The organism is Marinimicrobium locisalis (genome assembly GCF_039822625.1).
Classification (GTDB): domain Bacteria; phylum Pseudomonadota; class Gammaproteobacteria; order Pseudomonadales; family Cellvibrionaceae; genus Marinimicrobium; species Marinimicrobium locisalis.
Genome location: NZ_JBDLLG010000014.1, coordinates 37,624 through 58,583, shown reverse-complemented (window position 1 = coordinate 58,583; position 20,960 = coordinate 37,624). Strand labels below are relative to the sequence as shown.

Genomic DNA, 20,960 nt, shown 5'->3' with positions numbered 1-20,960 from the left:
CGATTAGAGTTTAGAGCCCAGCTTTTCCCCCATCCAGGTGGGCGAGTCGGCCTTAAAGGCCGGTTCCCAGGCCACTTTATCTTTCCCGAATAGCACGATTGCGGTGGACCCGAGTTTGAAGCGGCCCATTTCCTCGCCCTTTTGTAAGGTGATGGAGGGTTGGGGGCGGAAGTCCAGGGTTTGTACCTTGCGGCGAATTGGCGCGACCTCGCCCCCCCAGACTGTTTCGATGCCGGCTACAATCATGGCGCCCACCAGCACCACGGCCATGGGCCCAATGTCGGTATCAAAAATCGTCACCAACCGCTCGTTTCTCGAGAACAGTCTCGGGACCTGCCGGGCGGTCGCGGTATTTACCGAAAACAGCTCTCCCGGTACGGCCACGGTGGTGCGCAACTGGCCTGTGTAAGGCATGTGCACACGGTGGTAGTCCTTGGGGGAGAGGTAAATTGTCGCAAAGTGGCCTTGATCAAACTCCGCCGCCAGGGCCTCGCTGCCGCCGAGCAGCTCCCGGGCGGTGTACATCTGGCCCTTGGCTTGAAAAATGCGGCCTTCCTCAATGCGCCCGACCTGGCTCATGGAACCGTCGGCGGGGCAGACAATCGAACCTTCAGTGGTATCAATCGGACGGGCACCGGGCTTGAGTGCGCGCGTAAAAAACTCGTTGAAGCACGAATAGGCCTTGGGGTTTTCCTCCACGGCTTCGCTCATATCCACGCCGTAGCGCTCAATAAACCAGTGGATAAACCGATCCTTGATCCACTCCGTGCGCTGGTTGGCCAGCCACCCCGCCGCGCGCGAGAGCGTGTGCTGTGGGGTGATATACTGAAGCGCGGCAAATAGTTTCTCATTCATGGCGTTGCGGATCACTCGGTCGGTTTCAGTGGCGCTATCTTAGCAAATATCCAGGAGTTCGTCGGCGAATCATCATGGACTCAACGAAGGTAGTATTCGAAGTACTGGGCGGCCTCGGTCTTTTCCTGCTCGGAATGACGCTAATGACCGAGGGGCTGCGCACCATGGCCGGAGATGCTATTCGTCGGGGGCTGATGCGCTTTACCCGCAGCCCCGTCACCGGCGTCATGAGCGGGTTGGTCAGCACCGCCGTATTGCAATCCTCCACCGCCACGATTGTGGCCACGGTGGGGTTTGTGGGGGCCGGCCTGCTGGGCTTCTCCCAGGCGCTGGGTATTATTTTCGGCTCCGCGCTGGGGACCACCTTCACCGGCTGGCTGCTGGCGCTGATTGGGTTCAAGTTGGAGCTGTCGCTATTTGCGGCGTTGTTCGTTTTTGTCGGGGCGCTGTTGAAGCTTTTCGCCCGTCGCTCGCTGGGGGGGCTGGGCTTCGCCTTGGCGGGCTTCGGTCTGATCTTCGTGGGTATCGACGGTATGCAGAGCGGGCTGGAAGGGCTGCGAGACTACGTGGATTTCACCCGGTTTCCGGCGGACAACCTCTGGGGGAAGCTCAAGCTGGTTTTGCTGGGGGTACTGTTCACCATTATTACCCAGTCCTCCACCGCTGGCGTTGTCGCCACTCTGGCGGCTCTACACACGGACACCGTGGCCTTTGAGCAGGCCGCCTCGCTGGTGGTCGGTATGAACATCGGCACCAGCTTTACCGCGGCAGCGGCCACCATTGGCGGTAACGTGGCAGTGCGACGCACGGGCTTTTCCCATGTGGTGTACAACACCAGCGTCAGTGGGCTCGCGCTGTTTCTGGTGGCGCCCTATATCGGGTTGTGGCAAACCCTGGCCCCGGAGGCCTTTGAGCGCTACGAGGAGTTTGCGCTGGTGGGCTTCCACACCGGGTTCAACCTACTTGGGGTACTTTTAGTGGTGCCCTTCGCTCGGCAATTCGCCAAGATGATTGAGCGGCTCTTCCCCGAGAAGACCTTCGGCTATCAGCAGATTCTGGACCGGGGGCTGCTTAAATACCCGGAGCTGGCGCTGACGGCGGTGCAAAAGGTGCTCGGCACCCAGCTCGATCGGGCAGCCCAGCAGTTGGGTTACATCCTGGGGGAGACCAAGCGCTCGGCGCCCCTGGTGGATATGGCTCAAGAGCTGAACGACATTCAGGATTACCTCGATGCCATTCAGGTCGATAAGGCCAGTGGCGCGCAGTGGGAGCGGCTGCTGGCCGCCATTCACATTGTTGAGCATTTACAGCGCTTGCAGGAGCGCTGTGAGAACAAGAGCGTGGCCATGGCGCTGCGCAGCGGCGATGACTTGCCCGAAGGGCGTGACTGCCTAAAACGCTTGATACATTTGCTCTCCGGTACCCATCCCATGAAGGGCGAAGAAGTAAAAGAAGCCCTCGCGCAAATGACGCAAATCGAGCAAACTAGCCGCCAAGACACCATGCGGGATATCGCCCAGGGGCGTCTTGAGCTGAAGCAGGGGGTCGCTCGAATGGAAGTCGCTCGCTGGCTGCAGCGGGTGGCGGTCCATATAAGCCGTATCGATCTGCACCGCCGAGAACTCAACTACCAGCAATAATCACTATGGCCTCTTCTTCCCAAGCGTCGCTTCCCCTTACCGCCGCGCGCGCCAGTGATCTGGACAACTTGGTGGCTCTGGAGCAGCGTTGCTTTGCCAATGACCGCCTCAGCCGGCGCAGCTTCCGTCGCTGGCTGGAGAGTGAGCACTGCGTTTTTCTGGTCGCGCGGGATGGTGCCGCCCTCGCGGGTTACCTGCTGGTGCTGTTTCACCGTGGCACCCGGCTGGCCCGCCTGTACTCCCTCGCCGTGAGTCCGGATTACCGGGGGCGAGGGTTGGCTCGGCATTTGATACTGGCGGGCGAGGAGGGCGCCCGAGAGAGCGGGCGGTTTTATATGCGCCTGGAGGTCAGCAGCGAGAACCGCCACGCCATTGCCCTCTACGAAAACCTCGGCTACAAGCAATTCGGCCTCTACCAGGATTACTACGAGGACCATACTGACGCCCTGCGTTACCAGAAGCGCATTCGGACCGTCAGTGACACCGCTTACCACCGAGCCATTCCCTGGTTGGCCCAGAGCACCCGGTTTACCTGTGGTCCGGCCTCGCTGATGATGGCCATGGCGGCCCTGCAACCGGGTTACGCCCCCTCGACCATGGAGGAGTTGCGGCTTTGGCGCGAATCCACTTCTATTTTTATGACCTCCGGGCACGGCGGCTGTCACCCGATGGGGATGGCGGTGGCGGCTTACGAGCGGGGTTTCCCCGTCGAAGTGTGGGTCAACCAGGAGGGGCCTCTGTTCCTCGATGGGGTGCGCGATGAGACGAAAAAACCGGTCATGAGCCTCGTCCACGAGGACTACCGGGCAGCGCTGGAAGCCAAGGCCGTTCCGGTGCACTATCGGGAGGTCCGTCAGGATGACCTGATCGCCGCCTTCGACCGGGGGGATTTGCCGTTGATTCTGATTAGTACCTACCGCATGGACCGAAAAAAAGCGCCCCACTGGGTGGTAATGAGCGGTTACGATGAGGCGTGCATCTACGTCCACGATCCCGACCCGGACGGCCAGGGCCAGACCGCGCTCGATTGCCAGTATTTACCCCTGGCCCGGGCCGACTTTGAGAAAATGACCAGCTTCGGTCGCAGCCGCTTACGCACTGCGGTGATTCTTTCTAAACCCAAGGTCTCATGACCCATGATGATACGAACTAGGTCCCATCGTGCAATATCGCATTAAACGATCCGCCCGCCGCCGAACCGTAAGCCTGGAAATTCGGGACGCGCAATTGTTGGTCCGCGCTCCAGTGGGTGTGCCCGAACGGGACCTGGCCCGCTTTGTCCGGCAAAAGGCGCTCTGGATTGATCGCAAAATCAGCGCCCAGAAAGCGCTGCTGGCGCGCGTCCCGGACTACCGCTACATCTCGGGTACCCGGTTGCCTTTTATGGGCACGGAGCTCACTCTGCAGGTGGGTGAGGGGCCGGCGGGACGCATTGAACGGGTGGATCAGGTGCTGGCCGTGGCCACCTCCCGACGCAGCCGTCGCCCGGGGGAGGAACAAGCCCGCACGTTGGTGGAAGGGTGGTATCGGGCGCAGTCCCGCGAACGGCTGACCGAGAAAACCCAGTCGTTGAGTCGGCGCATGGGCCTGGAGTGCACCGCGGTCAATATTCGGCGCACGAAGAGCAAATGGGGCCACTGCACCAGCCGGGGTGAGATTCAATACAACTGGCAAATTCTACTGGCTCCAGAGCCGGTTGTAGACTATCTTGTCGCTCACGAAGTTTGTCACCTGCGTCATCACAACCACAGTCGAGCCTTCTGGCGCTTGGTTGAGCAGGTGTGTCCAGACTACCGGCGGCAGCGGGACTGGCTCAAGGCCAATGGGCGCTGCCTAGTATTGTAAACTCGTAAAAACTGGCCACTTCCAAAGGGAAACCCTTCATGACCCCACTGAGCGAAGACCCTGCTGAAAACTTTGACCGCTTTATTGTCGAGGCGATGGAGAACGGTTGCGTCTTTGGCCTGGAAGGGCCCGAAGGCTGGGCCCTGTGCCCTTCCGAGAAGTATGAGGACAGTGACGTCATGCCGCTGTGGTCAGCGCTCGATCTGGCCCAGGTGCACTGTCGCGAGGAGTGGGCGGATTACCAGCCGGTGGCGATTGAGCTTGAGGAGCTGCTCGATGAGTGGCTGCCGGGCATGCACGATGATGAACTGCTGGTGGGCGTGAACTGGGATGCGGCGCTCGAGGGCGAAGAGTACGAACCCATGGACCTGCTGGACGAGTTCGAGCAAGAATTGGAATAGCGCCTAGCGGGCCGTGCGAACAGTTACAGGGCTTCACGCATGGCCCACTAGGCGCGAGGAAAACTCCTCATCACCTTCTGGTCCCGCCGCCGGCGCCAGCGCTCAACCCACTTACCGCCCCACACCCAGTTGCCGTAGCGCGCCAGACCTTCCTGATTACTGGTCGTAATCAGCGAGAGCACGCGGGCCTGGGGGTTGAAGCTTCTCATGGGCTCTTTCGCGAATGACCGGGCCAGATTGGCCGCCAGTACTGGTGCCTGTCGCAGTGCCAGGGTAGCGGCGCAGCCGTTGCCGAGGCTGTCGGTGACCGAGGCCAGGGCGCCCGCGGCGAATACCCAGGGGTAGTTGACCGATTGTAAGTGGGGGTTGACTTGAATTAGCCCGCGATCATTGAGCGCCAGGCCGGAGGCGCTCACCCACGCCCCCGGCTTGCCGGATATGCAGGAAACCACTTCGTCCATCGGCAGGTGCTGGTGTCGCTGGGTCAGTATCCGGTTGGTGTCAATGCGGTTGATCTGGAAAAGTGGGTGCTCACGAATCTCATGCGCTTGCAACAGCTGCGCCGCGCGCAACTGGGCCGCCAGGGGAAACTCGGGTAAGAGTTTGCCGTCCGCATGGATTAGATGCACGGTAACCGGCGCTTTGAGGTGCTCGTCCCGGTTGAGGCGCTCGCGTATGGCGAAGGCGACTTCCACTCCGTCTACATTCCCTCCGATCACGCCCAGGTGGGCGGGGGCGGTGCGCTCCCGTCGCCGGAGTCGTTCCAGGGTTTCTTGCCACTGAGGCAGGAACCGGCTGATCGGGCGGATGGTCATGCCGTGTGTTTCCAACCCTGGCATAGGGTCGCCTGGTTGCAAGCCGGTATTGAGGGAGACTAGGTCAAAGGCGAGGGTTTCGCCGCTGTCGAGACGGATTTGGCGTTTTTCGGGGTCGAGGTTTTCGATGCGGCCAAAGGTTAGCTCGGTATCGGTGGTGCGGCACAGGTGTCCGAGGTCGATGTGGCAGTCGCGAAAGCGGTAGTGGCCGGCGATCAGCCCCGGGAGCATACTGGAGTAGGGGACGAAGCGCTCGGGCGAGATCAGCACGACGCGAACATCGCCCGGCAGTAGGCGACGGGCGTTGGCCAGGTAGAGTGCATGCGTCAGGCCGCCACCGACCAGAAGCAGTGTTCGCATAGGATCAGCGCTCGAGTAAAAGCGGTGAGCATAGCGAACAGCGGCGCCAGCGTCTATGACTGACGGTTATTCTGACAGTCCGCTACTGCTGAGGATGTCTTCGTCCACGAAGCCGAATAGGTAGTTGTGCAGTATGTCGACTTGGTGCAAGTGGACATGGGTTTCGAGCTGTTCGAGGGTGGCGAACGCGGGGCTGATGGCGGCGGTGGGGGTGAGCCGGTAGTCTTTGGTGACCAGTATGAAGGGTTTGTTGACGGTGGGTTCGGTGGTTTTATGCAACAATTGCAGTACGCGGAAGTCGAAGTCCGTGCACAGTTGCTTGAGGTTGGGGTAGTTGCTTTCCTTGCGGTCGATGAGGCGAATTTCCCGGCTGCCCATTAGCTCTTCAGCGCTGAGTGGGTGTTTCAGCATAGATTTCCTCGGTTGATATTTTTGTGCCGTACTTGAGCCCGGACGAGCCAGGGCGGGATTAGACCACAGCGCGGAGTGCGGTCATGTGACCGATCTCACAAAAGTTTGAGGGGCCGTCATGCTAATCCACGCGGTGGTGTAATCTGGTTTGAAACACGGTTTATCGGGCTGACATTTATTGGATTGATCATTTATTGGACTGAATAGGAGCGTTATACGCATGTGGCATCAACTTATGTCCGCAACAAGAAGCATCGTAGAGGCATGTCGCCCGGCTCTGTGGGGGGCACACCGTTCCAAGACACGCCATAAATACATCCCTGTAGGCTCGCAACCGCGAATCCCGCGCTCTACGGTCTTGGAACGGTGTGCCCCCCACAGAGCCTCGGTGCTGCGTCGCTTGCTTGTGGGGGCGATGGCGCTGGTTGTTGCGGCTTGTTCTCATATTCCTCTCGGTATCGAAGAGCCGAGCGTCAAGGTTACCGGCCTCGAACTTTTGCCCGCCCAAGGCATGGAACAACGTATTGCCGTACACTTAGCCATCACCAACCCCAACGGGCGGGATTTGTCCGTGCGGGGGATCTCTTATAACATCGGCATCGAAAACATCGACGTCTTGAGCGGGGTCACCGGCAAAGTGCCCACACTCAAGGCCTACGAGCAGACGCCTGTGACTGTGGAAGTCACCGCCAACCTGCTGTCCCTCGCCCGGCTGGTGCAGCACTTCAGCCAACAGGGCGTGAGTGACCGGGTCAGCTACAACTTCGACGCCAAGCTGGACTTCAGCCAGTGGCTACCCTCCATGCGCGTCGAGGAGCAAGGCGAGATTAAGCTGCAGTATTGAGAGGCTGAAGTTCAGCCGGCAAGAACGCATTAGGTTGATGATTGGCACTGAGCCGGAGGTTCAGACGACCTTCCGGGGATGTCGGAGGCAGGACAGCCGACGATCAAGCGTACAGGGAGGTATTCACAGCGTGCCCCGGAAGGTCGTCTGGACCTCCGGCGGGTTTGCTTATAAGCACCGGTTATCTCGGCTTTAAACGAAAAACGACCAGGAATTTGCATGAACGAAGTCGTAGTCTCCCCTGACGCCGAAGAGCGCATTCCACTCAAAGAGTATACCGAGAAAGCGTACCTGGACTACTCCATGTACGTCATCCTCGATCGCGCCCTGCCCAACATCGGCGACGGCTTAAAACCCGTCCAGCGGCGCATCATCTACGCCATGAGCGAGCTTGGCCTAAAAGCCACCGCCAAGTACAAAAAATCCGCCCGCACGGTCGGCGACGTCATCGGTAAATTCCATCCCCACGGTGACAGTGCCGCCTATGAATCCATGGTCCTCATGGCCCAAAGCTTCTCCTACCGCTACCCTCTGGTAGACGGGCAGGGCAACTGGGGCTCGCCGGATGACCCCAAATCCTTCGCCGCCATGCGCTACACCGAATCGCGCCTGGCTCGCTACAGCGAAGTGCTGCTCGAAGAGCTGGGGCAGGGCACCGTCGACTGGCAACCCAACTTTGACGGCACCATGGACGAACCCGCTGTGCTACCCGCGCGCGTGCCCAACGTCCTGCTCAACGGCACCACCGGCATCGCCGTGGGCATGGCCACCGACATACCGCCACACAACTTGCGCGAAGTCGTCAGCGCCTGCATTCACTTGCTTGATAACCCCAAGGCCACGGTAAAGGAGCTGTGCGAGCACGTTCAGGGCCCGGATATGCCCACCGAGGCCGAACTGATTACCCCGCGCGAAGATCTGATCAAAATGTACGAAACCGGCCGGGGCAGCCTGCGCATGCGCGCGGTCTGGAGCAAGGAGAGCGATAGCGGCGACCTGATTATCAACGCGCTGCCACACCACGTCAGCGGCTCCAAAATTCTAGAGCAAATAGCCGCCCAAATGCAGGCCAAGAAGTTGCCTATGGTGACCGACTTGCGGGATGAGTCGGATCACGAAAACCCCACACGGCTGGTGATTACGCCACGGTCCAACCGGGTGGATGTGGAACAACTGATGCAGCACCTCTTTGCCAGCACCGACCTGGAAAAAACCTACCGGGTCAACATGAACATGATTGGGGTCGACGGTCGCCCCGGGGTGAAAAGCCTGGACGTCATTCTCTCCGAATGGCTCGATTTCCGTACCGATACCACCCGCCGACGGCTGCAGTTCCGCCTCAACAAAGTGCAGAAACGCCTGCACCTGTTGGAAGGCTTGCTCATTGCCTACCTGAACATTGATGAAGTCATTCACATCATCCGCACCGAAGACGAACCCAAAGCGGTGTTGATGGAGCGTTTCGAGCTGACGGACGTCCAGGCTGACTATATCCTGGACACCAAACTTCGCCAACTGGCGCGTCTGGAAGAAATAAAAATCCGCTCCGAGCAGCAAGAGCTGGAGAAAGAGCGGGACAAACTGGAGAAGACCCTCGGCTCCGCCGCCCGCCTCAAGACTTTGGTACGCAAGGAGCTCCAGCAAGTATCGAAAGACTATGGGGATGACCGGCGCTCACCGATCGTCAGGCGAGAAGAGGCCCAAGCCTTCAGTGAAACCGAGTTAATTGGCGTGGACCCGATTACCGTGGTGGTGTCGGAAAAAGGTTGGATCCGCTCGGCCAAGGGCCATGAAATCGATCCCGCGGCGCTCAACTACAAAGCCGGCGATGCCTTCAAGTTTGCCGTTCGTGGCAAAACCAACCAAAGCGTTATGCTGCTCGACTCCACTGGTCGAAGCTATGCCATTGCCGCTCATAACCTGCCCTCGGCCCGGGGCCAGGGCGAGCCCCTCAGTGGCCGCTTAAACCCGCCCAACGGCGCTACCTTCGAAGGAGCTTTGATGGGCGCTGACGAGCAGCGTCTGCTGCTCGCGTCGGACGCGGGCTACGGGTTCGTGGCCAAACTCGGTGATCTGTACAGCAAAAACCGAGCGGGGAAAACCATGCTCACCGTGCCCAAAGGCGGGAAAGTCCTGTCGCCACAGCCGCTGGATAACCCGGAGCACGACTTGCTCGCGGCGGTCAGCAACGAGGGAAGGCTGCTGGTCTTCCCGGTGGCGGAGCTGCCGGAGCTGGCGCGCGGTAAAGGCAACAAAATCATGAACATTCCCTCGGCCCGGGTACAGAGCCGGGAAGAGTATGTCATTGCGGTGTGCGTCATCGGTAAGGGGCAGGCGCTGACGCTGCACGCGGGCAAACGTCACCTGACACTCAAGGCCGGCGACCTGGACCACTACCGGGGTGAGCGAGGCCGTCGGGGCAACAAGCTACCGCGAGGTTTCCAGAAAGTGGACCGGGCCGAAGTGGTGTAACGGAAGATGTTGTGAGCAATACGGCGCCATAATAACAATGAGGACGAGCGATGAGTGACAAACGGCAATTTGTGCGTACGCCATTTAACTGTCGAATCAAGATTTATCATGAATCGATTGGCGAATTAATGGTCAAAACCCGGGACATTTCCGACGGCGGCGTGTTTGTCATCCTCGACCCCGACAAGGTGCCGCCTATTGGTTCGGTCGTTACCGGGCAGGTACAAGGGATGCCGGGCGATGCCCCCGTGGTGGATATGGAAGTGGTGCGCGCCGAGCCCGACGGGGTCGGCCTGAAATTTCTTCGGGAAGAATGAGGTGTAGGCGATGAAACGGGCAGTGTTACAACGCAGAGGGCTACCGCGGGCATGGAGCCTGGGTTTATCGGCGGTGGCGGCGACATGGCTGGCTCTAGGGTTGGTACAGTCCCCCTCGGCCACGGCCGCGGTGGTGTTGCAATACCATCACGTCAGCGAGGAGAGCCCGCCTTCCACCAGCGTTACTCCGGAGCGCTTCAAGGAACACATGAACTATTTGGTAAACCACGACTTCAAGGTGGTACCGCTGGAGCAGCTGGTGGCCGCCCTTAAAGCGGGCGAAAAGCTACCCGACAAGACCGCCGCCATTACCTTTGACGATGCCTATGAATCGGTTTATACCAATGCCCTTCCCGTGCTGAAAAAGCGGGACTGGCCCTTCACGGTGTTTGTAAATACCAATCCGATCGATGAGGAAAAGCACGGCTTCGTCTCCTGGGACCAGCTGCGCAAAATGGCTGAAGAAGGGGCCACCATTGCCAACCACTCCACGGCGCATAATCACCTCCAGCGCCGCAAGGCCGGGGAGGATGAGAAACAGTGGCGCGAGCGGATTCGCCACGAGGTCGTCAAAGCCGAACAGCGCATCGAGGAGGAGACCGGGCAGAGTCACAAAATGCTGGCCTACCCCTATGGGGAGTACAACAACCAAGTGAAGGCATTGCTGGAGAAGCTGGACTTTGTGGCCTTCGGTCAGCAGTCAGGCCCGCTGGGCCCTCACAGCGACTTGCGCGCGCTGCCGCGCTTCCCGTTTGGTGGGCCCTACGGCAGTCTGGAAGACTTTGCCACCAAGGTGAAAACTCGCCCCCTGCCGCTCGAAGCCGTCGCGTTATACGCCGACTGGGCGAGGAAAGAGCCGCTTGATGAAGTCGTGGTTAAAGAAGGCACCCGGCCGGTACTGGCCATGACACTGGAGGAAGCCTCCCTGGCTGGTCGAATTAGCTGCTTTGCCTCCGGCCAGGGTGCCATAGAGACGCGCGTGGAAGAGAACACCGTCCTCACTCGGGCCAACAAACCCCTAAACCCTGGCCGCACCCGCTACAACTGCACCGCCGGCACGGGCGAGTCCGGCCGCTTCTTCTGGTTCTCTCAGCAGTGGCTGGTGACCGGCGAGGACGGCGAGTGGCAACACGAGGATTGAGGCTTGTTCAAATGGGGCGCGGGTGGTGGTTTCTTTTGCCGTAGGGTAGGTAAGCGAAGCGCCACCTACCATTTGAGCCAATTGCGGTAGGTGGCGCTTCGCTTACCTACCCTACCGCGCTAAAATTTATCCGAGACCCTTAGACCACGGGTTACTACGGCGCCTCCTCGGCCTCCGTCTCTTCGTTCTCCTCCGGTGCCAGCCACACCTCTTTGACCCGCTCCAAGTTGTTATAACGAATCAGCTCCTTGAGCTCCTCAATGTATGCCTGCCCCCGACTGGAATAACGGTGCAGGCCCTCCACCATTACCAGCCCTGTTGGGGTTTGGCCCTTGGCCCGTTGTTGTGCGCGGATCTGGCGCACTTCCCGGTAGGCCCGGTTGGTATTGATGTTGCGAAAGTACGTAGAGAGCGCGTCATTAACGCTGTCGAACTTCTGCACTTCGTGGCTGGCCCCCGCTGAGCGCGCGCTGGGCACCAGGCCGCAGCCCTTGCGGTAGCACCATTGTCCGAACAGGTTATTGGCCTGCCGGGCGAAGCGTGAGGTGCCCCAGCCGGATTCGGCGGCGGCCTGGGCCAAGACCATCTCATCTGGAATAATATCGACACGGCGCTTAAGCTCTTCCAGCGCCTCAGGTGTCTCGGGGTAGTTGTCCTCGCTGACTCGGAAGTGAATGCGCAGCTTTTCCAACTGGCTGGCCTGCTCGTCAGTCAGTTCCCCCTCGCTCGCCAGAGTCTTGGTCATGCCCTCCACGTCGGCGCGCATCTGGCGCAGCTGATGATTCCGCCACTCCACCATTGGCAGCAGCATGCCGAAAAAGGCTCGCTTGCGTTCCGGTACCTGCTCGATCTGGGCAAAGTTGGGCAGGGTCTTCACCGTCTCGGGCCGCGAGATGCCGGGCACCTCCCCGGCGGGCTCCAAAGGCTGAGGCAGGTGGTGGGCCAGGAACAGTGTCAGGGCCAAACAGCCGGCGGCAAAGGCCACGAAAGTCAGGCCCGACAACCATTGGGTCACACCTTGCTTCATAGGATCTCCTTCGTTCATGCAAATTATTATTTAGGTTACGTGTGAGGGGGGCGGCGGGATCAGAGGTCCAGCTCGCGTCGCAACGCTTCCAGCCGCCTATGATTCTCCTCGGCGGATAGAGGCGTTTCCGTGGTCTCCGGCAATGCAGGGGGGTGTGGCTCCGGCAGTTCGGCACCGGCCATGACCCGGTCGCACAGGCGCCGGTAATGCCGCTCGAACACGGGAAAGGCGACCTTCTCCGGGCTGCTGGCCAGGAAAAACCAGTCGCTGGCCAACCCGGCGTGATATACCGCTGGGTGGCTCCAGCGCTGGGCCGCCTTCGGGCTGGGTGCCCGACAGGCTTCCACGTAGGCGCTGTGGGCATCGGGCAGACCGTAACTTTCCGGGTCGCCCTGGCAGGCGCGGATCATGCGATTGAGCGTGGGCAAAAACTCGGACTCTTCAATGACTTTGCGGGCGCCGCGACGGAGGGTCTCGGGCTCGAACTGGGTGAGACTCTCCAGCCAGAGCTTTTTGATCTGGTTGAGCACCTGGGTATCGCTGTAGGCCTTGTAGTACTGGTTGTGGTAGTTGATGCGAAACAGCGCGAAAGCCTCGTTCAGAGCATCGATATGGGCATCGGTGGCCGGCCCTCGCCTCCGCTCACCGGGCCCAGCTTCGGTCGGTGAGGTCTTGGACGAGGCTGCGATCGCGCGTTGTGCCTGCTCGGCGAGAGTCTTGCTGTCCTGCATCTTGGCCTGCCTGTGCGTTGTCGGTGGTCAGTGCGTGTTGGCGCGCCCAGTGGAATTTCACATGCTGCAGAAATTTGGTGTTCCAGGAGCTGTGCACTTGATTGCTATCGCGCCAGTAGAGCACGAACTCCGGCACCTGCCGTTGGGCGAAGGCCAGGTCGATATTGGCCAGCTTGAGAACGTCGTACACATCCCGGCTGGGCTGCCAGTTCTCGGGAATCCGCCGTGGCTCGGTATCGTGCTCCAGGGCGGCATTATACCTGAGCCATTGACGTTTGACGTGCTGGATGAACTTGCTGTTCCAGGTACGCCCTACATCGCCTCTTTCCTTCCAGTACAGCACAAATTCCGGGATGGCGTCCTCAATAAAGGCCAGGCTGATGTTGGCGTGCTTGACCAGTACCTCCAGGGCATCCCGGCTGGGGCGCCACTGGCTGTGCATGGCGTGTTCGTGATCCTGCCGGCTCTGCTGCTCGGTCTGGGCTTCGCGCCACTGGCGCAGCAAGTGCTTGAGAAACTTGGCCCCCCATGCGTGATGACTCTCGCCCCGCTCCCTCCAGTAGGCGATGAACTCCGGCAGCTGCTCCCAAACGAAGTGATCTGGGACGTTGTGCTGGGCAATGTGGCGCATCAGTTCCCGGTCGGGCCGCCAGCCCGGCCCAATCCGGTTGGCCCCGCCGCTTGCGGGACCGCTGGAAGGCGGTGGAGGCTGAGTGGCCGATGAGGGCTGGGGTGAATGAGCTCCTGACTCCTGCCCGCTCTCGTTGAAGGCAAAGTGCAACTGCTGACTCTCGCTGTAGGGCGGCGAGTCGATCAGAATGATGCCCTTGTCCCGCAAGCTCTTGCTGACCCGTTGCAAATCCAAGGCGCTCCAGAACGGCAGCAGGTGTTCAAGCTGGGAGCTGTCCAGCCGGTGCCAACGCTGCCCCTGTCGGTACTGGCCGGGCAGGTAATGCGCGATGTCGTTCAGGGCACTGAGCAAAATCGCCTCCTCCAGGCCAATGGTGGCGGCCAGGGAGGGCGAGAACAGGAGGGGTTTTTCTGAAATCAGGGATGACGTCATGGGCGCTACTTTAGCACTGTTTGCGGCCGGGGTGCATTGGGCTGTTATTATAGCGCTTTTGTGTCTGGGAAGGCCGGAGGTCATTTTGCCGAAGAACAAGTCCAAGCCACGCTTTACCGCCCGAAACTCGGATCGTCACGATCTTTATCAGCGCAGTGTCCAGGCCCCGGAGTTTGAAGTGGAGTTCTTTGATAAGACCTTCAAGAAGCTGCGCAAGCGCCGGCCTTTCTCCATGCGAGAGGACTTTTGCGGCACGGCGCTGTTATGTGGCGAGTGGGTCGACAGCCATAAAAAGCGCACGGCGCTGGGGGTTGATATTGACCCCGAGGTGCTTCAATGGGGAATCGATAACAATCTTGCACCCCTGGATGAGCCGGGCAACCGGGTTCGCCTGGCCCAGCGCGATGTGCGTACCGTCACCCGAGAGAAGTTCGACCTGGTGAACGCCATGAACTTCAGCTATTGGATCTTTCAGCAGCGCAAGGAAATGCTGCGCTACTTCAAGGCGGTGCGCAAATCCCTGGTAAAAGATGGCGTTTTCTTTCTGGATATGTACGGCGGTTGGGAATCTCAAGAAGTAATGGAGGAGTCCCGGAAAATTGAGGGCGGTTTTACCTATGTATGGGACCAGCACAGCTTCGACCCCATGACCAACGAAGCGGTCAACTATATTCACTTCCGCTTTAAAGATGGCAGCGAAATGAAACGGGCCTTTAAGTACGTTTGGCGTGCCTGGTCCATGGTGGAAATTCGGGAGCTGTTGGAAGAGGCCGGCTTCAAAAAGCTACATATATACTGGGACGTGGCCGACGGCAGCTTCCGTGAGCGCAAGAAAATGGACAATCAACCCGGGTGGCTGGCCTATATAGCCGCTTTAGTGTGATTGGGTGGCGGCCTAGGAGATGGCGGATGCGCTTCGCTTATGCCGCCCTACGGATCGCTCGTAATGATGATGGCTGCACTTCGGTTATCATGCCCTACAGATTGTCCGTAGGGCGGCATAAGCGAAGCGCATCCGCCACACCCACGCTACCGTAAGCTCCGATACTCTTGGTTACTGTCCGTCTTGCTGTACACAATCTGCCACAGTTGCCCTTCGCGCGAGCGGAAATAGGCCGCGCAACTGAGCAGGTAATATTTCCACATCCGGTAGAAGTTGCCTTTACCGTATTCCGGCTCCAGTTCGGGCCAAGCCTGTTCAAAATTTTCCCACCAAGCCATAAGGGTCCGGTCGTAATCGGGCCCGAAGTTGTGCCAATCCTCCAGTCGGAATAGGCCCAGGCTATTGTCGTTAACCAGGCGGCGGCAGGGAATTTCCCCGTTGGGGAAAATGTATTTTTCGATAAAAGGGTCCACGCCGTTCTGCTCCCGGTCGGTGCCGATGGTGTGCAACAGAAACAGACCCTCATCGGACAGCAGTCGGCAGGCGGTTTCGAAATAGGTTCGGTAGTTTTTGCGCCCCACGTGCTCAAACATTCCCACGGAGACAATACGGTCAAACTGACCTTCCAGCGCCCGGTAGTCAATCAGCTTTATATCCACCGGCAGGCCTTCGCAGTGGGCCTGTGCGAGTGCTTGCTGTTCTTTGGAAATGGTAATGCCGGTGACGTTTACGCCGTAATGCCGGGCGGCAAACTCCGCCAGACCGCCCCAGCCGCAGCCGATATCGAGCAGCGTCATGCCTGGCTCGAGCTTAAGCTTGCGGCAGATGAGGTCCAGCTTTTGATACTGGGCCTCTTCCAGGGTGGTGGCGTTGGCCCAATAACCGCAGCTGTAGATCATGCGAGAGTCGAGCATGCGCCGGTAGAGATCATTCCCAATGTCGTAATGGACCTCTCCGACCTTAAAGGCACGGTTGGGGTCCTGTTTGTTGATGACGGTGGCGCTGAGGTAGGCCTTGAGCAGTTCGAAGGTGCCGAATTTACGAAGCTTTCGTGGAAGGTGGGCCTGAAGCACGCGGGTCATCATTTGATCGATGCGCTCGCAGTCCCAAAGCCCGTCCATATAAGCTTCGGCGAACGCCAGGGGCGCTCCCGAGGACAGCACTCGGGACAAAAAAGAGCGGTCGTAAACTTGTATATCCCAGGGCTTGTCGCCGTTAACTTGAATGCCCGCCTCGGCCGCGAGCTTGGAAAAAAACGCTTCAGCGGCGGTGCGCTTGGAGCGAACCTCGGGGGAGTGCTCGGTGGTTGCTGTGTCGTTCGCCATAATCCGTCATACTCCTGTGGTGTTTGGGTACAGGGTGGCGGCACTGCACTGATCCGCGCGTGATGCAAGCCTACTGCGGGCCGCGACGCCAAAGGGCCAAGTTCTTGTGAAACCCGAGCCCTTTAGAATCTAAAAGCCTTGAACGGTGGAGTTCAATAGATAAAAGGTATTGAGCGGCTTGTCAACCCAAATTGCCTTATTCAGTGGGCGATGAGTTCGGGTAATGTACTTCTGGCAGCTGTTCCACCGCGGGCCGGGCGAACAAGTACCCCTGGAACAGGCGAATACCCATACGCTGCAGTACACCCAGTTCTGCCACGGTCTCCACGCCTTCGGCGATGACATCAATGCCCAGCTCGCGGGTCGTGTGAAAGACCCCCTCGACGATGGACTGACGGATTTTATTGCTGTCGATGTCCCGGATCAGCGCCATGTCCAGTTTGATAATGCCCGGTTGAAAGTCCGCCAGCAGGTTCAGGCCCGCATGCCCGGCACCAAAGTCGTCAATGGCGGTGGTGAAGCCCTGGGCACGGTACTCTTTGAAAATGGCTCCCAGGTGGGCGGGGTCGCCCACCGGTTCGGACTCAGTGACCTCAAAAATAATGTGGTCGCAGGGAAAATGGTAACGCTCGGCCGCCTCCAAAGTGGCTTTGATGCAGCTCTTGGGCTCATACACGGCGTTGGGAAGGAAGTTGATACTCAGGCCGCAGGTGACCTTCAGACGGGCGGCGAGCTCAATGGCCTTGATGCGGCAGGCCTGGTCGAATTGGTAGCGGTTTTCTTCGGTTACCTGGCTGAGAATTTCGAAGGCGCCTTCTCCCTTCAGCCCTCGAACCAGCGCTTCGTAGGCAAACACCGTTCGTTGTTCTATGTCCACAATGGGTTGAAAGGCCATGGTGAACTCAAATGGCAGTGACGGCAGGTCCCGGCAGCGGCTGCAGCCACCGGCCGTTTGTGCTTCAGAATCTGACATGAAATCTAACCTATACGTGCGTGTGAAGGCGCTCTGGACCCTTTTGCATTCGAGCGGTGTCCTCGATCCAGGATGCCCTCCCAGTATAGACAAGCCTCGCCACCAAGGCCTCGGTTCGTCCGATAAGAAGTGTAATAATGCGCCATCCATTCCGGTTTGGTTAGCTCAGGGCTATCAGTGCCATATTGTAAATCAAGTTTATTAATATAACGGGAATCATTATTATTCTTCACATAGGGTAAATAGTCGGGTTACCCATTGGTTTAATGGCAGAGAGGTGACGACCATGGCAAAAACAGCGACGTTTGCTGCGCTCCACTTCAGTGTGGCTTTTTGTGTCGCCTACGTGCTGACCGGCAGTTGGGTCGTAGGTGGCGCGGTGGCTTTGATCGAGCCGACCATCAATACGGTGGCTTTTCACTTTCACGAGCGGGTATGGAAGAGGCTGGAAAGCCGGCCCAAAATGGTCGCGCGGAACGTGTAAGAGCCATTTTGAGCCTTGGTGCGACTCACGCCCTCTGTCGAGAGAGTTGGTCAGAGATCATCCAGCGTCAGCCAGTACTCCTCCCGCTCCAACGGGGTCTCCTCGGTAAGAGTCGGGTTTTCAAGAGGGAAGGGGCGCCGGTTTTTCAAATTGGAACGGGTCAGAGCGTCTTCAATCATATCCGTGCCATAGAAATACTCGTCAAAGCGTCCCGCCGCCAACGCCTGGTCCAGCCCGTCGTGAATGGCCTGGGCCAGCTCCGGTTTGTCGGGGCTCACAAACAAATAGAAGGGCAGCTTGTAGACCAGCACCAGGTTGTCTTCCACCGCCAGGGGGAGGTCTGGGTGGGCGGCCAGTTCCGTCCAGGGCTCTAGTACGCCTCGGGGGAAGGCATCGAAACGTCCTCCTTCCACCATATAAAAAAGGTTGTCATATTTGCTGGTGGTAATCACTTCCAGGCCGTTGCTTTCCAGGATTTTGATATCGGGCCAGCCCGCGCCCTGGCCAAATGTCAGTTGCTTGAGGTCTTCGAAGTCCTCTACCTGGTCAAAGCGGCTCTGACGTTTCGGGTTGATGATAAAAATCCGATAGCCCAGCAGCCCCTTGAGCAAGGGAAAGCGGATGGGCAACAACTGTTCCTCTACCTCCCGGTTTGACGCCAGCCACATAACGTCCATCTGGTCGGCTTCCAGGCGCTCAATGGCGCGCGTCTGCGTGATTGGGTCACGGCCCACCTCTACCTCGTAATCGCCTTCTATGTATTCCAGGGCAATCCTGAGTGCCCCCACAGCATAGGCGTCCAGCGGGTGATCGGTCTGATTGACCCGCAAAGCGGTCTGGGCGGAAGCCGTAAGGCTGCCGCCAAGCAGTAATGTCAGGGTCAGGCCCCGCAGGGCCTTTGGTCCGAGTCTCGGGATGCGCCTCGGAAGAGAAAAGAGCGACAACATGGTGGGTAGCCTCAGATCTTGAACTTGTGCATCCGCGCTTGCAGCTCGTTGTTCTCCTGAAGTAGCTCGGAGGAGCTGGAGCGCATGGTTTGAGCGTGGTCCGCCACCGTCTCGGAAAGGCTGGAGAGGGCGGTAATGAATTGGTTGACCTCGTTCGCCACGGCGCTTTGTTCCTCCGCCGCTGTGGCCACCTGGTGGTTCATGTCATTGATGGTGGTCACATGCCCCTGAATGCTTTGAAGCACCGCTTCCACCCGCTTTCCGGTCTCCACCGTTTCTTCGGCCCAGCGGGTGTTCTCGCTCATGGCATCATGAGCCTGGTCAGCGTCTGACTGCAACTGACGCACAATCTCTTCAATCTCTTCAGTGGAGGTTTGGGTGCGCTGGGCCAGGGTCCGGACCTCATCGGCCACCACGGCGAAGCCCCGACCCTGGTCACCGGCGCGAGCCGCTTCAATGGCGGCGTTCAAAGCCAGCAAGTTGGTTTGCTCGGCGATAGCCCGGATCACTTCGATCACCTTGCCAATGTTCTGGCTGCTGGATTTGAGTGAGTCAATTTTCTGTGCGGTGGTTTCGATCTGTCCGGTCAGTTGTTGGATGTTGGTCTGAGAGCTGCGCACGACCTGTGAGCCTTCATCCGAGGCCTTCTGGGTATCGCGGGTCCGCTCGGCGGTTTCCCCGGAGGAGCGGGCCACCTGCTCGGCCGAAGCGGCCAACTGATTGAGTGCCGCCGAAGCCTGTTCCAGCTCCCGCAACTGTTGCTCGGTGGAGCGCGCGGTATCGTCGGAGGCGCTGCTCATCTGGCGCACGTGACCGTCAAAGGTATGGGTTAGCTCGACCACGCCGCCAATAATGGAGGCGATCTGGTCGATGACCTGGTTGTAATTGTGGGCCAGGTGAGCGATCTCATCGCCGCTGTCGGCGGGCAGGCGGCTGGTCAGGTCTCCGCCCCCTTGGGCGATTTTGGCCAAATTGCCGGATATCAGGTTCAGGGGCCGCACGATAATGCGACGGGTCAGTATTGCCAGGGTGATGAGCACCGCCAGGACTAGCGCCACCACAATAACCAAGCCCATGGTGACCTGGTTGGCCAGCACGGTTTGCATCTGCTTGGAGGAAAACACCACATCGTACTGGCCGATCACAGCGCCCTCGCGGACAATTTCCAGGTCACTCCGCCGGAGTCGCTCGGCGTCACTGCTGCCCGCTTCCCCGGCCTGGGCCAGGGGCTTGCCGCGGTGGTCGGTGACTACCAGCCGGTCGATCAGCGCGGTGTTCACCAGAGACTGGGCGATCGCTTCGATTTGCTGGAAATCATAGGCAAACACCGGTTCCAGCAGTGAGGAGTGAATGAGCTCGATGTTGCTCTGTACCTCCTGCTCGAAAGTGGTCCGCTGCTGATCCGCGATGGTGTAGTAGCTGGCGGCCATAATCAGCGCGGCGACGGTGAGCATCAGGGCCGTCATGGCGATCATGAGCTTGGTGGATAGGGAGCGTAGCATTCGAGAGACCCCAGGCTGGCAATATAACTTATGGTGTTTTCCAGTATTTATAGCAGAAGCGTGCCAAAAGTACAGCGGCAATATTTTGACGACAATAAGGGGGAGGGAGAAGCGCGAGGGGCTTATGGAGTGCGCCGGCGGTGGACCGCGCGCCCCACCACTCTACTCTTCCGCCTCTTCGCGTTGCTGGTCTCGCCGGTACACGAGGCGGCCGAAGAATACGCCGGCCTCAAACAACAGCCACATGGGTACTGCGAGGAGGGTTTGGGATATGATATCCGGTGGGGTCAGCATCATACCCATCACAAAGCAGCCTACCACCACATAGGGGCGCTTTTGGGCTATCCCATGGGGGGTAATGATGCCGGCGTGAATCATCAAAATGGTGGCGATCGGAATTTCAAAGGCCACGCCGAAGGCGAAAAACAGCTTGAGCACAAAATCCAGATAGCTGGAAATGTCAGTCATCACCGAAACATCTTCGGGCCCCACGCTGGTAAAGAAGCCAAAAATCAGTGGAAACACTACAAAATAGGCAAACGCCATACCGCCGTAAAACAAGACCACGCTGGAGGCCAGCAACGGCATGGCCAGTTGCTTTTCGTGCCGGTACAGCCCGGGCGCGATAAAAGCCCAGATCTGGTGAAGAATAAAGGGGGCGGCCAGCAGCACCGATACAAACAGGGTTAGTTTGAACGGCGCGAGAAAGGGAGAGGTGACATCAGTGGCAATCATGCCGGTGCTCTCCGGCAGGAACTTCTGCAACGGCGCCGCCGTCATGCTGTAGATGTCATTGGCAAAATAGAACAGGCCGAGAAAAATCAGTAGCACAATCACGACGATACGTAGCAGTCGGTTGCGCAGCTCGATCAGGTGCTGGACCAGTGGTAACTCTTTATCGGTAGAGGATACGGTCATGCTTGG

At 59.0% G+C, this 20,960-nt stretch carries 21 protein-coding genes; 10 read left to right on the top strand and 11 right to left on the bottom strand.

All coding sequences use genetic code 11. From position 1 onward, the window contains the following. Window positions 1–3: 3 nt before the first annotated feature. Window positions 4–855 (bottom strand): archaetidylserine decarboxylase, encoded by an 852-nt coding sequence (gene asd / locus AAE514_RS10425; RefSeq protein WP_347331476.1) that lies wholly within the window; start codon window positions 853–855, stop codon window positions 4–6. A gap of 74 nt (window positions 856–929) precedes the next feature. Here asd and AAE514_RS10420 point away from each other — a divergent pair, with 74 nt between their 5' ends. The 4 genes from AAE514_RS10420 to AAE514_RS10405 are packed head-to-tail and all read left to right on the top strand — an operon-like array spanning window position 930 to window position 4,741. Next, the gene (locus AAE514_RS10420; protein WP_347331475.1) at window positions 930–2,495 is read left to right on the top strand and encodes a Na/Pi cotransporter family protein; all 1,566 of its coding nucleotides are present in this window, start codon (window positions 930–932) and stop codon (window positions 2,493–2,495) included. A 5-nt stretch (window positions 2,496–2,500) separates the two neighbouring features. Continuing rightward, window positions 2,501–3,628, top strand: coding sequence for a peptidase C39 family protein (locus AAE514_RS10415; RefSeq protein ID WP_347331474.1), 1,128 nt, complete (start codon window positions 2,501–2,503; stop codon window positions 3,626–3,628). A gap of 28 nt (window positions 3,629–3,656) precedes the next feature. Further along, complete coding sequence (locus AAE514_RS10410) at window positions 3,657–4,340, top strand: M48 family metallopeptidase (RefSeq protein ID WP_347331473.1); 684 nt, start codon at window positions 3,657–3,659, stop codon at window positions 4,338–4,340. Between the two features lie 38 nt (window positions 4,341–4,378). Further along, window positions 4,379–4,741 carry a DUF2750 domain-containing protein gene (locus AAE514_RS10405; RefSeq protein ID WP_347331472.1) on the top strand — a complete coding sequence of 121 codons (363 nt, stop codon included), beginning with the start codon at window positions 4,379–4,381 and terminating at the stop codon, window positions 4,739–4,741. Window positions 4,742–4,788: 47 nt separating this feature from the next. Here the strand turns inward: AAE514_RS10405 and AAE514_RS10400 are convergent, their stop codons facing one another. Together AAE514_RS10400 and AAE514_RS10395 are read right to left on the bottom strand one after the other, a co-directional pair. Further along, complete coding sequence (locus AAE514_RS10400; RefSeq protein ID WP_347331471.1) at window positions 4,789–5,916, bottom strand: FAD-dependent oxidoreductase; 1,128 nt, start codon at window positions 5,914–5,916, stop codon at window positions 4,789–4,791. A 66-nt stretch (window positions 5,917–5,982) separates the two neighbouring features. Then, window positions 5,983–6,327, bottom strand: a complete 345-nt coding sequence (locus AAE514_RS10395; RefSeq protein ID WP_347331470.1) for a hypothetical protein — start codon at window positions 6,325–6,327, stop codon at window positions 5,983–5,985. A 388-nt stretch (window positions 6,328–6,715) separates the two neighbouring features. Here AAE514_RS10395 and AAE514_RS10390 point away from each other — a divergent pair, with 388 nt between their 5' ends. The 4 genes from AAE514_RS10390 to AAE514_RS10375 all read left to right on the top strand — a co-directional run bounded on the left by AAE514_RS10390 (window position 6,716) and on the right by AAE514_RS10375 (window position 11,101). Then, window positions 6,716–7,171: an LEA/WHy family protein gene (locus tag AAE514_RS10390; RefSeq protein WP_347331469.1), complete on the top strand. Its 456-nt coding sequence runs from the start codon at window positions 6,716–6,718 to the stop codon at window positions 7,169–7,171. A gap of 219 nt (window positions 7,172–7,390) precedes the next feature. Next, the gene (parC, locus tag AAE514_RS10385; RefSeq protein WP_347331468.1) at window positions 7,391–9,643 is read left to right on the top strand and encodes a DNA topoisomerase IV subunit A; all 2,253 of its coding nucleotides are present in this window, start codon (window positions 7,391–7,393) and stop codon (window positions 9,641–9,643) included. Window positions 9,644–9,693: 50 nt separating this feature from the next. After that, window positions 9,694–9,960, top strand: coding sequence for a PilZ domain-containing protein (locus tag AAE514_RS10380; RefSeq protein WP_347331467.1), 267 nt, complete (start codon window positions 9,694–9,696; stop codon window positions 9,958–9,960). 10 nt (window positions 9,961–9,970) lie between these two features. Beyond that, on the top strand, window positions 9,971–11,101 hold the full coding sequence (locus AAE514_RS10375) for a polysaccharide deacetylase family protein (RefSeq protein ID WP_347331466.1): 1,131 nt from the start codon (window positions 9,971–9,973) through the stop codon (window positions 11,099–11,101). A gap of 154 nt (window positions 11,102–11,255) precedes the next feature. Here AAE514_RS10375 and AAE514_RS10370 read toward each other — a convergent pair whose 3' ends face one another. The 3 genes from AAE514_RS10370 to AAE514_RS10360 are packed head-to-tail and all read right to left on the bottom strand — an operon-like array spanning window position 11,256 to window position 13,922. Then, the gene (locus AAE514_RS10370) at window positions 11,256–12,128 is read right to left on the bottom strand and encodes a glucosaminidase domain-containing protein (protein WP_347331465.1); all 873 of its coding nucleotides are present in this window, start codon (window positions 12,126–12,128) and stop codon (window positions 11,256–11,258) included. A 59-nt stretch (window positions 12,129–12,187) separates the two neighbouring features. Then, entirely contained in the window at window positions 12,188–12,859 is a 672-nt protein-coding gene (locus tag AAE514_RS10365; RefSeq protein ID WP_347331464.1) for a replication protein P, read from the bottom strand. Next, window positions 12,771–13,922, bottom strand: coding sequence for a DnaT-like ssDNA-binding domain-containing protein (locus AAE514_RS10360; protein WP_347331463.1), 1,152 nt, complete (start codon window positions 13,920–13,922; stop codon window positions 12,771–12,773). Before AAE514_RS10360 ends, AAE514_RS10365 begins: the two co-directional genes overlap by 89 nt. An 85-nt stretch (window positions 13,923–14,007) precedes the next feature. Between AAE514_RS10360 and AAE514_RS10355 the strand changes: the two genes are divergently transcribed. Continuing rightward, a complete protein-coding gene (locus AAE514_RS10355; protein WP_347331462.1) occupies window positions 14,008–14,805 on the top strand; it encodes a class I SAM-dependent methyltransferase in 798 nt (265 codons plus the stop codon). 146 nt (window positions 14,806–14,951) lie between these two features. Here AAE514_RS10355 and cfa read toward each other — a convergent pair whose 3' ends face one another. Continuing rightward, on the bottom strand, window positions 14,952–16,130 hold the full coding sequence (gene cfa, locus AAE514_RS10350; protein WP_347331461.1) for a cyclopropane fatty acyl phospholipid synthase: 1,179 nt from the start codon (window positions 16,128–16,130) through the stop codon (window positions 14,952–14,954). A gap of 196 nt (window positions 16,131–16,326) precedes the next feature. Continuing rightward, the gene (locus AAE514_RS10345; RefSeq protein ID WP_347331460.1) at window positions 16,327–17,103 is read right to left on the bottom strand and encodes an EAL domain-containing protein; all 777 of its coding nucleotides are present in this window, start codon (window positions 17,101–17,103) and stop codon (window positions 16,327–16,329) included. Window positions 17,104–17,389: 286 nt separating this feature from the next. Here AAE514_RS10345 and AAE514_RS10340 point away from each other — a divergent pair, with 286 nt between their 5' ends. Beyond that, entirely contained in the window at window positions 17,390–17,587 is a 198-nt protein-coding gene (locus AAE514_RS10340; RefSeq protein ID WP_347331459.1) for a DUF2061 domain-containing protein, read from the top strand. A gap of 50 nt (window positions 17,588–17,637) precedes the next feature. Here AAE514_RS10340 and AAE514_RS10335 read toward each other — a convergent pair whose 3' ends face one another. From AAE514_RS10335 to tatC, 3 genes are all read right to left on the bottom strand, one after another. Next, window positions 17,638–18,534: a diguanylate cyclase gene (locus tag AAE514_RS10335; RefSeq protein WP_347331458.1), complete on the bottom strand. Its 897-nt coding sequence runs from the start codon at window positions 18,532–18,534 to the stop codon at window positions 17,638–17,640. Window positions 18,535–18,545: 11 nt separating this feature from the next. Beyond that, window positions 18,546–20,036: a methyl-accepting chemotaxis protein gene (locus AAE514_RS10330; protein WP_347331457.1), complete on the bottom strand. Its 1,491-nt coding sequence runs from the start codon at window positions 20,034–20,036 to the stop codon at window positions 18,546–18,548. A 162-nt stretch (window positions 20,037–20,198) separates the two neighbouring features. Beyond that, on the bottom strand, window positions 20,199–20,954 hold the full coding sequence (gene tatC, locus AAE514_RS10325) for a twin-arginine translocase subunit TatC (RefSeq protein ID WP_347331456.1): 756 nt from the start codon (window positions 20,952–20,954) through the stop codon (window positions 20,199–20,201). Between the last annotated feature and the right edge of the window lie 6 nt (window positions 20,955–20,960).

Coding starts and splice junctions, on each gene's coding strand:
- AAE514_RS10395 (WP_347331470.1), bottom strand. CDS start 6,327: ATGCTGAAACACCCACTCAGCGCTGAAGAGCTAATGGGCAGCCGGGAA.
- asd (WP_347331476.1), bottom strand. CDS start 855: ATGAATGAGAAACTATTTGCCGCGCTTCAGTATATCACCCCACAGCAC.
- AAE514_RS10405 (WP_347331472.1), top strand. CDS start 4,379: ATGACCCCACTGAGCGAAGACCCTGCTGAAAACTTTGACCGCTTTATT.
- AAE514_RS10330 (WP_347331457.1), bottom strand. CDS start 20,036: ATGCTACGCTCCCTATCCACCAAGCTCATGATCGCCATGACGGCCCTG.
- AAE514_RS10365 (WP_347331464.1), bottom strand. CDS start 12,859: ATGCAGGACAGCAAGACTCTCGCCGAGCAGGCACAACGCGCGATCGCA.
- parC (WP_347331468.1), top strand. CDS start 7,391: ATGAACGAAGTCGTAGTCTCCCCTGACGCCGAAGAGCGCATTCCACTC.
- tatC (WP_347331456.1), bottom strand. CDS start 20,954: ATGACCGTATCCTCTACCGATAAAGAGTTACCACTGGTCCAGCACCTG.
- AAE514_RS10400 (WP_347331471.1), bottom strand. CDS start 5,916: ATGCGAACACTGCTTCTGGTCGGTGGCGGCCTGACGCATGCACTCTAC.
- AAE514_RS10335 (WP_347331458.1), bottom strand. CDS start 18,534: ATGTTGTCGCTCTTTTCTCTTCCGAGGCGCATCCCGAGACTCGGACCA.
- AAE514_RS10370 (WP_347331465.1), bottom strand. CDS start 12,128: ATGAAGCAAGGTGTGACCCAATGGTTGTCGGGCCTGACTTTCGTGGCC.
- AAE514_RS10360 (WP_347331463.1), bottom strand. CDS start 13,922: ATGACGTCATCCCTGATTTCAGAAAAACCCCTCCTGTTCTCGCCCTCC.
- AAE514_RS10380 (WP_347331467.1), top strand. CDS start 9,694: ATGAGTGACAAACGGCAATTTGTGCGTACGCCATTTAACTGTCGAATC.
- AAE514_RS10420 (WP_347331475.1), top strand. CDS start 930: ATGGACTCAACGAAGGTAGTATTCGAAGTACTGGGCGGCCTCGGTCTT.
- cfa (WP_347331461.1), bottom strand. CDS start 16,130: ATGGCGAACGACACAGCAACCACCGAGCACTCCCCCGAGGTTCGCTCC.
- AAE514_RS10340 (WP_347331459.1), top strand. CDS start 17,390: ATGGCAAAAACAGCGACGTTTGCTGCGCTCCACTTCAGTGTGGCTTTT.
- AAE514_RS10375 (WP_347331466.1), top strand. CDS start 9,971: ATGAAACGGGCAGTGTTACAACGCAGAGGGCTACCGCGGGCATGGAGC.
- AAE514_RS10345 (WP_347331460.1), bottom strand. CDS start 17,103: ATGTCAGATTCTGAAGCACAAACGGCCGGTGGCTGCAGCCGCTGCCGG.
- AAE514_RS10415 (WP_347331474.1), top strand. CDS start 2,501: ATGGCCTCTTCTTCCCAAGCGTCGCTTCCCCTTACCGCCGCGCGCGCC.